We start from the raw sequence: 13,254 nt of genomic DNA, 5'->3' as shown, positions 1-13,254 counted from the left end.
GCCCGCCCGGCCTTCGGGCCGCCGCTTCCGGCACCGCTCCGGCCGCGCCCGCCCACCGGCGGGCGCGGCCCCTTTCCGTCCTCTCCGCCGTCCGGAGCGTCTTCCAGGAGCACCGGCGGCCCGGGTGGGGCAGGCGGGCGGATCAGACCGGAGTCGCGGCGAGGGCCACACGGTGCTCCTGGAGGGCGTGCTGCATGGCGGTGATCCTGCGGACGACGAGGATCGCCAGCACGGCGGCGAGGACGCCGACCCCGTCGGCGAAGAGGTAGGAGGAGACAGCGCTCCCGAGTTCCTCGAAGGTCTGCGCGTCCGCGTACCTGCGGGACGCGAACCGGCTGGACGCCCAGGTGAGCAGCCACAGCAGCCACCAGCAGTTGAGCAGTCCGCCGGGAAGGCGCTCGCGGACGGTGCCGTCCGGCCCCGGCGGGGTGCTGGCGTCCCAGATGTCGTTGGCGATCTTCTTGGGGAACCAGAGGTTGACCACGGGCACGAACCATCCGCCGATCGCCCAGCCCGGTCTCATCCGCTGGCTCGCGGCGTCGAAGGTCTCCGCGTTGAGCCGGGAGCGGTGGAACCACATCAGGAACGGGATCCCCGCCGCCACCACCGCGGCGAACTGGACCACACCGATGGTGAAGTACAGCGACTCCGCGCTCTCCAGAGCCCCGGTGGAGCCGTACCGCGGCGAATCCGCCGCCTCCTTCAGGAGCCCGGCGAACCGGGACCCGGCGAGGAGCGCGCACAGGTCCGAGGCCACGACCGCCCCCAGCAGCGCGACGGTGACGGTCGCCAGGGTCCGGGTGGACTGCCAGCGCAGATACGGCGACTCCCCCTGCTTCCGGCGGGTGCGTTCCATCGTCCGCAGTTCCTCGTCCGTCACCACCCACCAGGGCTGTCCTGCGGGCGCGCCCTTCCCGGCGGGCGGAGCGGATGCGGCGGGCGGTGGCGCCGTGTCGCCGCACGCCGGGCATCGCCTCCCGGCCGTCGCGCCCCCTCCCTCTCCGCCGCGCTCCCCGTTCGCCCTGTCCTCGCACTCCGCGCACGCCATGCCGTCGCCCCCGCCCCTCGGTGATCGTCCGCCGCACCCTACCGGCCCCGGAGCGGGCCACGCCCGGTTCTCCGGGGAGCCGGACGGAGCCGGGGCCCGGACCCATTTGGCTAATACCCCCTAGGGGTATAAAGTCGGGAGTGTCGGAACACGCGCCCGGCCATCGGGCGTTTCCGCGTACTGATCCGAGGGAGCAGAAGCCATGAGCACCGTCACCACCACCTACAAGGTCACCGGCATGACCTGCGGCCACTGCGAGGGCGCGGTCAACAGCGAGATCTCCGGGATCGACGGCGTCACCGAGGTGAAGGCCGTCGCCTCGACCGGTCTGGTGACCGTCACCTCCACCCGCGAACTGGACGACGAGGCCGTACGCGCCGCCGTCGACGAGGCGGGCTACGAGCTCGCCGGCCGGGCCTGACCGCCCCGCGACCGCACCGCCACCGCTGGACCGTACCGCCGCGCGCCCGCGCGGCCGGCACGGTCCGGCCCCGTCCGGGAGACAGCATGACCACCACCACGACATCCGGTACGCAGGCCCCCGCCGCAGAGGTCGAACTCGCCATCGGCGGCATGACCTGCGCCTCCTGCGCCGCCCGTGTCGAGAGGAAGCTCAACCGGATGGACGGCGTGACCGCCACGGTCAACTTCGCCACCGAGAAGGCGCGCGTCAGCTACGCCCCCGGCGTGAGCGTCGACGATCTGGTCGCCACCGTCGAGAGGACCGGCTACACCGCCCAGCCGCCTCCTCCGCCCGCTCCCGCACGGCCGGAAGGCGGCGGGACCGGGGCGGGAGCCGGTGCAGGGGCCGGTGAGAGCGGGGGCGACCGCGAACTCGCCTCGCTGCGGCAGCGCTTCCTGGTCTCGCTGGCGCTGTCGGTGCCGGTCGTGCTGCTGTCGATGGTCCCGGCCCTCCAGTTCGACAACTGGCAGTGGCTGTCGCTGACTCTGGCCGCGCCGGTCGTGGTGTGGGGCGCGCTGCCCTTCCACCGCGCGGCGTGGACGAACGCCCGGCACGGCGCGGCCACCATGGACACCCTGGTCTCGGTGGGCACCACCGCGGCCCTCGGCTGGTCGTTGTGGGCGCTGTTCCTCGGCGACGCCGGCATGCCCGGGATGCGGCACGGCTTCGAGCTGACCGTCTCCCGCGCCGACGCCGCCTCCGCCCTGTACCTGGAGGTCGCGGCCGGGGTGACGACGTTCATCCTGCTCGGCCGCTATCTGGAGGCGCGCTCCAAGCGGAGCGCGGGTGCGGCGCTGCGCGCCCTGCTGGAGCTGGGCGCCAAGGAGGTCACCGTCCTGCGCGGAGGACGCGAGGAGCGCATCCCCGTCGCCGAACTGGCCGTCGGGGACCGCTTCCTGGTCCGCCCCGGCGAGAAGATCGCCACCGACGGCACCGTCGTCGAGGGCTCCTCGGCCGTGGACGCCTCGATGCTGACCGGCGAGTCGGTGCCGGTGGACGTCTCGGCGGGCGACGCGGTCACCGGCGCCACCGTCAACACCTCCGGCCGGCTGGTCGTGCAGGCCACCCGCGTCGGCTCCGACACCCAGCTCGCCCGGATGGCCAAGCTGGTCGAGGAGGCCCAGAGCGGCAAGGCCGAGGTGCAGCGGCTGGCCGACCGGGTCTCGGCCGTCTTCGTGCCGGTGGTGCTGCTGATCTCGCTGGGCACCCTGGGCTTCTGGCTCGGCACCGGCGGAGGCTCGGCCGCGGCCTTCACCGCGGCCGTCGCCGTCCTGATCATCGCCTGCCCCTGCGCCCTGGGCCTGGCCACCCCCACCGCCCTGATGGTCGGCACCGGACGCGGCGCCCAGCTCGGCATCCTCATCAAGGGCCCCGAGGTCCTGGAGACCACCCGGCGCGTGGACACCATCGTCCTGGACAAGACCGGCACCGTCACCACCGGGAGGATGGAGCTGCGCGACGTCATCGCCGCCGAGGGCGAGGACGAGGACGAGGTGCTGCGCCTGGCCGGCGCCCTGGAGCACGCCTCCGAGCACCCCATCGCCCAGGCCGTCGCGGCCGGGGCCGCCGAGCGGGTCGGCGCACTGCCCGCGGTGGAGCGCTTCGAGAACGCCGCCGGGCTCGGCGTCCGGGGCGTCGTCGAGGGCCGCGAGGTGGCCGTTGGACGGGAGCGGCTGCTGGCGGAGAGCGCCCTGGAGCTCCCCAGCGGGCTGGCCGGGGCACTGGCCGCCGCGGAGGCGGAGGGCCGCACCGCGGTCGCCGTCGCCTGGGACGGGAAGGTTCGGGGACTGCTGGCGGTGGCGGACGCGGTGAAGGACACCAGCGCCGAGGCCGTGCGGGAACTGCGCGCCCTCGGGCTCACCCCGGTCCTGCTCACCGGCGACAACCGGGCCGTCACCGAATCCGTCGCCCGCGAGGTCGGGATCGACTCCTCCGGAGGCCGGGTGATCGCCGAGGTCATGCCCCAGGACAAGGTCGACGTCGTCAAGCGCCTCCAGGACGAGGGCCGCTCGGTGGCCATGGTCGGCGACGGCGTCAACGACGCGGCCGCCCTCGCCCAGGCCGACCTCGGCCTGGCCATGGGCACCGGCACCGACGCCGCCATCGAAGCCGGCGACCTCACCCTCGTCCGCGGCGACCTGCGGGTCGCCGCGGACGCCATCCGCCTGGCCCGCAGGACCCTGTCCACCATCAAGGGCAACCTGTTCTGGGCCTTCGGCTACAACGTCGCAGCCCTGCCGCTGGCCGCGGCCGGGCTGCTCAACCCGATGATCGCGGGAGCCGCCATGGCCTTCTCCTCGGTCTTCGTCGTCACCAACAGCCTCCGGCTGCGCGCCTTCCGCTGACCGGTCCCGATCGCCCCCGCCCCGCCCATGCCGTCGGCCGGACCCGCAACCGGGTCCGGCCGACGGCATGGGCGGGGTGCCGGTCATATGAGCGTTAAGTAGTTCCTTTGGCAAACCGGGGCACCGCCGAACGGCCGAGGATGGCGCAAAAGTGCGTTGCGGCCCCGCTGGTACCGCTGTGAGTGTGATCCCGTCCGTCACTCCAGCAACAGACCGTGCACGGTGCGTGAACGTTCGCACCAGTACACGGTCGTTCCGCCACCGAAGGAGAGTGCGCACGACATGAAGCAGAAGAAGACCTATGTGAAGCCCGCCCTCTTCGACCAGGGGAGCTTCCGCAAGAGGACCGCGGGCTACTTCGTCGGCAAGTACAAGGAGTACTTCAGCCGCCGGTTCGTCTGACCGTCCCGTGGTGAAGAAGATGCCCGGTCACCTGCGTGACTTCTTCGCGGTCCTCCCGGACACCCCCGAAGGGCAGGCCGTGGCCGGGCGTCTTCGCCCGGCGGAGGCGGCGGCGGGCGTGGGGACCGTGCCCCATCCTTCGGGGCGCCCCTGGATCGTCTTCCGCCTCCCCTTCCGGCAGGTCAGCCGTGTCACGCGCGGCGACGACGCCCTCGTGCTGATCGGCCCGTACCGCGTCCCCGACGACGTCCTCCACGGCATCCTCGGACCGGCCCGCGACACCGCCGACCTCCACCGCCGGCTGACGCGGCTGCCCGGCCTGCACCACGTCGTCTCCCGGGTGGGGGACGACGTCTGCGTACGGGGCACGGCCTCCGGGCACCGGCGCGTCTACCACGCCCGGTACGCCGGCGGGCGCGTCGCCTCCGACCGGCCGGCGCTCCTGGCCCACCTCACCGGGGCGGGGATCGACGACGCCGCGCTCGCCCTGCGCCTGCTGGACTTCGTCCCGCACCCGCTGCGGCACCGCCCCCTGTGGCGAGGTCTGGAGGAGGTCGACCCGGCGTACGCGCTCGGCCTGCGCGACGGCCCCGGCGGCCCCCGCCACACCGTGTGGCGCTGGTGGCGGCCCCCCGAGCCGGAACTCGGCGCACGGCGGGGCGCCCCCCTCCTGGCCGCCGCGCTCGCGGACTCCGTCCGCGCCCAGCTGGCCGGGCACACCCGGATCAGCTGCGAGTTCTCCGGCGGACTGGACTCCACCTCCGTCGCCTTCCTCGCCCTGCGGGCGCCGGGGGACCGGGAGACGGCACTGCTGACCGTCGCCGCGCGGGACGGCCACTCGGAGGACGAGATGTGGGCCCGCCGGGGCGCGGAGGACGCCCGCCGCGGCGCCGGCCGGTCCGTCGAGCACCGTGTCGTCCCGGCCGGCGACGCCCCGCTGTTCTACGCGGACCTGCGGGGGAACGCCCGGGAGCTGCTCGACGAGCCCTTCCCCGTCGCCCCCGCGCGGGCGAGGGCGTACCTGCTGCTCAGCCGCGCCGCCGCCACCGGCTCCCGGTACCACCTGACCGGCTACGGCGGCGACGAGCTCTTCAACGGCCTGCCCCCGGCCTGCCGGGAACTGCTCCCGGGCAGCCCGCTGAAGGCGTGGAACCGGATCGGCGCGCTGCGGCACCAGTACGGCTGGCCCCTGTGGCCCACCCTGCGCGCCCTGCTGGCCCGCCCCTCGTACGCCGCCTGGCTGGCCGGCGCCGTCACGCACGAGCCGCCCGCCGACCGCGGCCCGCTGCTGTCCTGGGGGCCCCGGCAGTCGCTGCCGCCCTGGCTCACCGGCGACGCCGCGGCGCTGATCCTCGACGAGCTCCGCTCGGCGGCCGGGCACGCCGAGCCGCTGGGCCCCCGCCCCGGGCGGCACACGGACCTCGACACCGTCCGGGTCGGCGCCCGCGGCTTCCAGGCGCTGGAGGACGTGGGCGTCACCGCGGGCCTCCCGGTGGCCGCGCCGTTCTACGACGACCGGGTGGTCGAGGCCGCCCTCGCCGTCCGCGTCGAGGACCGGGTCGTCCCCTGGCGGTACAAGCCGCTGCTGGTGGAGGCCATGCGCGAGGTGGTGCCCGCCCGCCTGCTGGCCCGGACCACCAAGGACCACATGTCGGCCGACGACGTGCGCGGGCTGCGCGAGCACTCCGCCGGCCTGCGCGCGCTGTGGGAGGGCTCCCTGCTGGCCCGGCGCGGGCTCGTCGACGCCGCCCGGCTCGGACGGCTGGCCGACGACCCGTACTCCCCCGTCCTCCAGCAGTACCCGGTCGACTCCACGGTCTCCTGCGAGACCTGGCTGCGGACGGCCGAGAACGCCTGGCCGGCCGGGGAGGACCACCGCGATCCCGAGAGGAGCGAGGCAGTCTCGTGAAGCTCAGACAGGGCGTGGCCATCACCGCCACCGAGTACGGCGCCGTACTGCTCGACGAACGCAGCGGCACCTACTGGCAGTTGAACGAGTGCGGCGCCGTCGTGGTGCACGCGCTCGCCCAGGGGCGGGACGAGGACGCCGCCGTCGAGCGGCTGCTGGAGGAGTACGACGTCGGCCGCGCCGAGGCCGAGGCGGACGTCGCGGAGCTGACCCGCCGGCTGGTCGAGGCGGAGCTCCTCGCGCCGTGACCACCGAGATGACCATGCCCCGCCGCGGCTCCGGCCCCGGCGGCGTCCGGGTGCGCACGGCCGTCGCCGCGGCCCTCGTGCTGAGCCGGCTGCGTCCGGGACGGCTGCGCCGGGTGCTGACCCGTGTCAGCCGCGGCGCCCGTCCCGCCGGATACGAGGAGACCCTGCGCGTGTACGAGGCGGTGGTCGCCACCAGCCGCAGGTGCGCCGGCTGGTACGGCTGCCTGCCGCGCTCCGTCGCCATCGCCCTGGCCTGCCGGATGTCGGGGGTGTGGCCCGACTGGTGCGCGGGGGTGCGCAGCGCGCCGCCCTTCTTCGCGCACGCCTGGGTGCGGGCCGGGGGCAGGGCGGTCGGGGAGCAGGAGCCGGACGGCTTGCGGCCTCTGATGACGGTGACGGTGCGCGCAGGGGACGGCGGTGACTCGGGCGGGTGACTCGGGCGAAGGCCCCGGCGGATCACACGGCGGCCCCGGCGGCGGACCCTGCGGGGGACCGGACGGCGGCGGTCCCGGCGGGGGCAGCGGCGGGGCCGGAAGGGACGGAGGAGCCGGGACCGGCCGGCGGCCCCTCCCCGCTGCGGCTGCTCCTGGAGCAGGTCCGGCCGCACCGGCGGGTGCTGGTCGCCGGGGGGCTGCTGTCGCTGCTCGGCTCCGGCGCGGACCTCGCCATGCCGATGATGGCCAAGCACGCCGTGGACGCCTTCGCGGACGGGCGCTCGCCCGTCCGCCCGCTGGTGGCGCTCACCCTCGTCGTCCTCCTCGGGGCGTTCCTCGCGGCGGCCGGCCGGTACCTGATGGCGCGCACCGGCGAGGCCGCCGTCCTGCGGGCCCGCAGGCGGCTCGTCGGCCGGATGCTGCGGCTGCGGGTCGAGGCCGTCGACCGGCTCACCCCCGGCGACCTGCTCTCGCGCGCCACCGGTGACACCTCGCTGCTGCGCACCGTGCTCTCCCGCAACATCGCCGACGCGGTCACCGGAGTGTTGGTCCTGCTGGGCACCGTCGTGCTGATGGCGGTCGTGGACCTCGTCCTCCTGGGGGTCACCCTCCTCGCCGTGCTCCTCGCCCTGGGCCTGCTCGCCCTGCTCATGCCGCGGATCCAGCGGGCGCAGCACCAGGCGCAGGAGGCGGTCGGCGCGATGGGGTCGGCGCTGGACCGCGCGCTGCAGGCGTTCCGAACCGTCAAGGCGAGCGGGGCCGAGGAGCGCGAGAGCGCCGCCGTCGCCGAGGCGGCGCGGCGGGCCCACGACCGCGGTGTGGCGGTGGCCTGGTGGAACTCGGTCTCCGACGTCACGGCCTCCGTGGCGATGCAGTTCGCCTTCCTCGCCGTACTGGGGGTCGGCGGCGCCAGGACCGTCTCCGGGGCCATGGAGGTCTCGTCGCTGGTCGCCTTCCTGCTCTACCTCTTCGCCCTGACGGGCCCGCTCGGTCAGCTCACCGACGGCTGGACGGGCCTGAGCGGCGGGCTGGCCGCGGTGCGGCGCATCCGGGAGGTGGAGGAGCTGCCGCGGGAGTCCCCCGGCGGTGTGCCCTCCCGAGGGCGGTCGTCACCGCTCGGCGTCGCCTTCGAGGACGTGGTCTTCGGTTACGGCGGGCGCCTCGAAGGCCGCTCCCCGGCGCACCGGGGTGTGACCTTCGAGGTGCCCGCCGGCGGTCTGACGGCGCTCGTGGGCCCCTCCGGCGCCGGGAAGTCCACGGTGTTCGCGCTGCTGGAGCGCTTCTACGAGCACGACGCGGGCACCGTCGCCGTCGGCGGGCGCGACATCCGCCGCTGGCCGCTGGCCGAACTGCGGTCGGCGATCGCCTACGTCGAGCAGGACGCGCCCGTACTGGCCGGGACCCTGCGGGAGAACCTGCTGCTGGCCGCCCCGGACGCCGCCGAGGAGGAGGTGCGGCGCGCGGTGTCGCGCACCCGGCTCGACGGCCTCGTCGAGCGGCTGCCCGGCGGCCTGGACGCGCAGGTCGGTCACCGCGGGGTGACGCTCTCGGGCGGCGAGCGCCAGCGGATCGCCATCGCCCGGGCGCTGCTGCGCAGGCCCAGGCTGCTGCTGCTCGACGAGGTGACGTCGCAGCTCGACGCGGTCAACGAGGAGGCCCTGCGCGAGGTCGTCGTGGAACTGGCCGCCGAGACCACCGTCCTGGCCATCGCGCACCGGCTCTCCACGGTGGTGCGGGCCGACCGCATCGTGGTGATGGAGGACGGCCGGGTGCGCGCGGTGGGCCGCCACGCCGATCTGCTGCGCTCGGACGCGCTGTACGCCGGGCTCGCCGCCACACAACTCGTGGCGGGCCTCTCCCCCGCCCGGGCCGCGGAAGAGGCCGCGGAGGAGCCCTCCGGCCTCTCCTAGGACCGCGCGGGCCGCACAGGTCGCGCGAGTCGCGCGGCAGGAGCGGCACGCAGAAGCGCCCCGAGCAACGAGTCCCCCCACGGGCCCGTTGACGGGGCGCTTCCTTTTCCCGGTCATGGACTCCCCCCACGGGATCCTGGCCGGGTGTCTGCCTGGCGGTGTGCGGGCGGGAGGGCCGCTCAAGCTCCCCCGAGGCACACCGCCTGCGCGGACCACCGTCCTCGTCCCCCACAGACGAACACGGCGGGCGGCGGCGGCTCCGCCGGAGTACCGACGCCACCCCTTAAGACACACGAGCCCCCGGAATGGTTACCCCTCTTTTCATGTGAGCTACGTCACTCTCCTTCACGCCTCCTCCACCGCTCCACCGCACCGGGAACACACGACGGGCCCCGTCCCCGCGCCCTCGGAGGGCGCGGGGACGGGGCCCGCGGGGGCCGCTGTGCGGCGGCCCTAAAGGCCCGGACGACCGCTCAGCGCTGCTCCACCGGGACGTAGTCGCGCTCGACGACACCGGTGTAGATCTGGCGCGGACGGCCGATGCGGGAGCCCGGCTCCTTGATCATCTCGTGCCACTGGGCGATCCAGCCGGGAAGGCGGCCGAGCGCGAACAGCACGGTGAACATGGTGGTCGGGAAGCCCATGGCCCGGTAGATCAGGCCGGTGTAGAAGTCGACGTTCGGGTAGAGGTTGCGCTCGACGAAGTAGTCGTCGGCCAGCGCGTGCTCCTCCAGCTTCAGCGCGATGTCCAGCAGTTCGTCGGACTTGCCGAGCGCCGAGAGGACGTCGTGCGCCGCCGCCTTGATGATCTTCGCCCGGGGGTCGAAGCTCTTGTAGACGCGGTGGCCGAAGCCCATCAGCCGGACGCCGTCCTCCTTGTTCTTCACCCGGCGGATGAAGGAGTCGACGTCGCCGCCCTCGGCCTTGATGCGCTCCAGCATCTCCAGCACCGACTGGTTGGCGCCGCCGTGCAGGGGGCCCCACAGGGCGCTGATCCCGGCGGAGATGGAGGCGAACATGTTCGCCTGGGAGGAGCCGACCAGCCGCACGGTGGAGGTCGAGCAGTTCTGCTCGTGGTCCGCGTGCAGGATGAGCAGCTTGTCCAGGGCGCTGGTCACGACCGGGTTGAGGTCGTACTCCTCGGCCGGGACCGAGAAGGTCATGCGCAGGAAGTTCTCGACGTAGCCCAGGTCGTTGCGCGGGTAGACCACCGGGTGGCCGACCGACTTCTTGTACGCGTACGCCGCGATGGTGGGCAGCTTGGCGAGCAGCCGGATGGTGGACAGGTGCCGCTGCTGCTCGTCGAAGGGGTTGTGGCTGTCCTGGTAGAAGGTGGACAGCGCGCTCACCACCGAGGAGAGCATCGCCATCGGGTGGGCGTCCCGGGGGAAGCCGTCGTAGAACCGTTTGACGTCCTCGTGGAGCAGGGTGTGCTGGGTGATCTCGTTGCGGAAATCGGCCAGCTGGTCGACGGTGGGCAGCTCTCCGTTGATCAGCAGGTACGCCGTCTCGAGGAACGTGCCGCGCTCGGCGAGCTGCTCGATCGGATACCCGCGGTAGCGGAGGATGCCCTTCTCGCCGTCGAGAAAGGTGATCGCCGACTTGTACGCGGCGGTGTTGCCGTAACCGGAGTCCAGGGTCACCAGACCGGTCTGGGCGCGCAGCTTGGAGATGTCGAAACCACTGTCACCGACAGTGCTGCCGACCAGCGGGAAGCTGTACTCGCCGTCCCCGTACCGCAGTACTACTGCGCCATCACTTTCACGGTGTTCGCTCACGTCATCCCTCACCGACGTAGTGCCTCATCTTCGAGTGCCCTGTCCTCGTCCCACTGTCTCCCATTCGGTGCAGTGCGGTGCACTCGGGGTCGGTCAGCAGGCCCGCGGGTGGCACGGAGTGCCTCCGGAAAGTTACGCGGGGTGCGGCGTGCCGCGCAATCGGTGGTCCAGGGCGGTGAAGCGCCGGCCCGCGGAGACCGTCCGAACCGCCTGGCCCAGGGCCCTGCGCGAACCCACCAGCACCACGAGGCGTTTGGCCCTCGTCACGGCCGTGTAGAGCAGATTGCGCTGGAGCATCATCCAGGCACCGGTGGTGACCGGGACGACCACCGCCGGGTACTCGCTGCCCTGGGAGCGGTGGATGGTCACCGCGTAGGCGTGCGCGAGTTCGTCCAGCTCGTCGAAGTCGTAGCCCACCTCCTCGTCCTCGTCGGTGCGCACCGTCAGACGCTGCTCCTCCGTGCTCAGGAAGGTCACCACGCCCACCGTGCCGTTGAAGACCCCGTTGGCCCCCTTCTCGTAGTTGTTGCGAATCTGAGTGACCTTGTCGCCCACCCTGAAAACCCGTCCGCCGAATCGCTTTTCCGGCAGGTCGGGCCGCCCGGGGGTGATGGCCTGCTGGAGCAGGCCGTTGAGCGTGCCCGCGCCGGCCGGGCCCCGGTGCATCGGCGCCAGCACCTGCACGTCGCGGCGCGGGTCGAGGCCGAACTTCGCCGGGATGCGCCGGGCCGCCACGTCGACGGTGAGCCGGCCGGCCTCCTCGGTGTCGTCCTCCACGAAGAGGAAGAAGTCCGGCAGGCCCTGGGTGATCGGCGGAACCCCGGAGTTGATGCGGTGGGCGTTGGTGACCACGCCGGACTGCTGGGCCTGCCGGAAGATCCGCGTCAGCCGCACCGCCGGAACCGGGCTGCCCTCGGCGAGCAGATCGCGCAGCACCTCGCCCGCCCCCACCGACGGCAACTGGTCCACGTCCCCCACCAGCAGCAGATGGGCACCCGGCGCCACGGCCTTGATCAGCTTGTTGGCCAGCAGCAGGTCCAGCATGGACGCCTCGTCGACCACCACCAGGTCGGCGTCCAGCGGCCGCTCCCGGTCGTAGGCGGCGTCCCCGCCGGGCTTGAGCTCCAGCAGCCGGTGGACGGTGGATGCCTCCGCTCCGGTCAGCTCCGACAGCCGCTTGGCCGCCCGGCCGGTGGGCGCGGCCAGCACCACCTTCGCCCTCTTGGCCCGGGCCAGCTCGACCACCGACCGCACGGTGAAGGACTTGCCGCAGCCGGGCCCGCCGGTGAGCACCGCCACCTTCTGCGTCAGCGCCAGCTTCACCGCGTCCCGCTGCTCAGGGGCCAGCTCGGCCCCGGTGCGCCCCGCCAGCCAGGACAGGGCCGCCTCCCAGTCGACGTCCCGGAAGGCCGGGATGCGGTCCTCCTCGGTGCGCAGCAGGCGCAGCAGCTGGGCCGACAGGGACAGCTCTGCGCGGTGGAAGGGCACCAGATAGACCGCCGAGACCCGCTCGCCCGGGTGCTCCGGGTCGGGGACCTGCTCGCGCACCACCCCCTCCTCCTCGCCCGCCAGCTCGCCCAGGCAGTCGATGACCAGGCCGGTGTCCACCTGGAGGAGCTTGACGGTGTCGGCGATCAGCCGCTCCTCCGGCAGGTAGCAGTGCCCCTGGTCGGCCGACTGCGACAGCGCGTACTGCAGCCCGGCCTTCACCCGGTCGGGGCTGTCGTGGGGGATGCCGACGGCCTGCGCGATGCGGTCGGCGGTCAGGAAGCCGATGCCCCACACGTCCGCGGCCAGCCGGTAGGGCTGGTTGCGCACCACCGAGATCGAGGCGTCGCCGTACTTCTTGTAGATGCGCACCGCGATCGAGGTGGACACCCCCACCCCCTGGAGGAAGACCATCACCTCCTTGATCGCCTTCTGCTCCTCCCACGCCGCGCCGATCAGCTTCGTCCGCTTCGGGCCGAGGCCTGGCACCTCGATCAGCCGTTCCGGCTCGTTCTCGATGACCTCCAGGGTCTCCAGCCCGAAGTGGTCCACGATCCGTTCGGCGATCTTCGGGCCGATGCCCTTGATCAGTCCTGAGCCCAGATAGCGCCGGATGCCCTGGACGGTGGCCGGCAGGACCGTCGTGTAGTTCTCCACGGTGAACTGGCGGCCGTACTGCGGGTGCGAGCCCCAGCGGCCCTCCATCCGCAGCGACTCCCCCACCTGCGCACCGAGCAGCGAGCCGACGACGGTGAGCAGCTCGCCGCCGCGCCCGGTGTCGACGCGGGCGACCGTGTAGCCGTTTTCCTCGTTGGCGTAGGTGATGCGCTCGAGGACGGCCTCGAGCACGGCGGGTTGGAACGACATGTCACAGACCGTAACGCCGGGGACCGACAACCGGAATCCCGGCCGCGGGGAGCCGTGGGGACGGGGCGGGGCGAGGTGCTCCGGTGCGGGCGCGGAACGGGCGCGGAACGGGCCCCGCCGGAAGCGGAGCGCCGCGGAATGTTACGAGGGGCCCGGCCTGTGCGGCCCGGCCCCTCGTGTCCCCCCGCCGGTCTCACCCTCCCCCGAGATCCCTCCCCGGTTCGACCGACACCGGTTATGACCCGTGACGGACCGGAAGGGTTGCACGGCGGAGCATGATTTTTTCCGCCGGATCTCCGCCGGATCTCCGCGGGATCTCCGTGGCGGGGGCCGGAAGTGGAATCGGCACAGGTCTGGGTACC

General features: G+C 73.5%; 10 protein-coding genes. 7 read left to right on the top strand and 3 right to left on the bottom strand.

Annotated features, from left to right (window positions below; translation table 11 throughout):
* Window positions 1-142 precede the first annotated feature (142 nt).
* Window positions 143-856 carry a DUF4328 domain-containing protein gene (locus tag QPK52_RS17825; protein ID WP_410538476.1) on the bottom strand — a complete coding sequence of 238 codons (714 nt, stop codon included), beginning with the start codon at window positions 854-856 and terminating at the stop codon, window positions 143-145.
* A 394-nt stretch (window positions 857-1,250) separates the two neighbouring features.
* Here QPK52_RS17825 and QPK52_RS17820 point away from each other — a divergent pair, with 394 nt between their 5' ends.
* From QPK52_RS17820 to QPK52_RS17790, 7 genes are all read left to right on the top strand, one after another.
* On the top strand, window positions 1,251-1,469 hold the full coding sequence (locus tag QPK52_RS17820; protein WP_093654300.1) for a heavy-metal-associated domain-containing protein: 219 nt from the start codon (window positions 1,251-1,253) through the stop codon (window positions 1,467-1,469).
* A gap of 86 nt (window positions 1,470-1,555) precedes the next feature.
* Window positions 1,556-3,856 (top strand): heavy metal translocating P-type ATPase, encoded by a 2,301-nt coding sequence (locus tag QPK52_RS17815; RefSeq protein ID WP_410538475.1) that lies wholly within the window; start codon window positions 1,556-1,558, stop codon window positions 3,854-3,856.
* 282 nt (window positions 3,857-4,138) lie between these two features.
* Window positions 4,139-4,258 carry a keywimysin-related RiPP gene (locus QPK52_RS17810; protein ID WP_107436728.1) on the top strand — a complete coding sequence of 40 codons (120 nt, stop codon included), beginning with the start codon at window positions 4,139-4,141 and terminating at the stop codon, window positions 4,256-4,258.
* Between the two features lie 19 nt (window positions 4,259-4,277).
* Window positions 4,278-6,167, top strand: coding sequence for an asparagine synthase-related protein (locus tag QPK52_RS17805; protein WP_410540373.1), 1,890 nt, complete (start codon window positions 4,278-4,280; stop codon window positions 6,165-6,167).
* Window positions 6,164-6,415 (top strand): lasso peptide biosynthesis PqqD family chaperone, encoded by a 252-nt coding sequence (locus QPK52_RS17800; RefSeq protein WP_410538474.1) that lies wholly within the window; start codon window positions 6,164-6,166, stop codon window positions 6,413-6,415. Before QPK52_RS17805 ends, QPK52_RS17800 begins: the two co-directional genes overlap by 4 nt.
* Window positions 6,412-6,849: a lasso peptide biosynthesis B2 protein gene (locus QPK52_RS17795; protein ID WP_410538473.1), complete on the top strand. Its 438-nt coding sequence runs from the start codon at window positions 6,412-6,414 to the stop codon at window positions 6,847-6,849. Before QPK52_RS17800 ends, QPK52_RS17795 begins: the two co-directional genes overlap by 4 nt.
* A complete protein-coding gene (locus QPK52_RS17790) occupies window positions 6,846-8,759 on the top strand; it encodes an ABC transporter ATP-binding protein (RefSeq protein ID WP_410538472.1) in 1,914 nt (637 codons plus the stop codon). The genes QPK52_RS17795 and QPK52_RS17790 overlap by 4 nt, the downstream gene beginning before the upstream one ends.
* Before the next feature lie 473 nt (window positions 8,760-9,232).
* Here the strand turns inward: QPK52_RS17790 and QPK52_RS17785 are convergent, their stop codons facing one another.
* The gene (locus tag QPK52_RS17785; protein ID WP_410538471.1) at window positions 9,233-10,537 is read right to left on the bottom strand and encodes a citrate synthase; all 1,305 of its coding nucleotides are present in this window, start codon (window positions 10,535-10,537) and stop codon (window positions 9,233-9,235) included.
* A gap of 132 nt (window positions 10,538-10,669) precedes the next feature.
* Entirely contained in the window at window positions 10,670-12,892 is a 2,223-nt protein-coding gene (locus QPK52_RS17780) for an ATP-dependent RecD-like DNA helicase (protein ID WP_410538470.1), read from the bottom strand.
* Window positions 12,893-13,254: the final 362 nt, after the last annotated feature.

Origin of the sequence: Streptomyces sp. KL2 (assembly GCF_046529545.1) — a bacterium.
GTDB classification, from domain to species: domain Bacteria; phylum Actinomycetota; class Actinomycetes; order Streptomycetales; family Streptomycetaceae; genus Streptomyces; species Streptomyces radiopugnans.
Note: the sequence above shows the minus strand (reverse complement) of the source record. Positions and strands in the feature narration are given on the sequence as shown.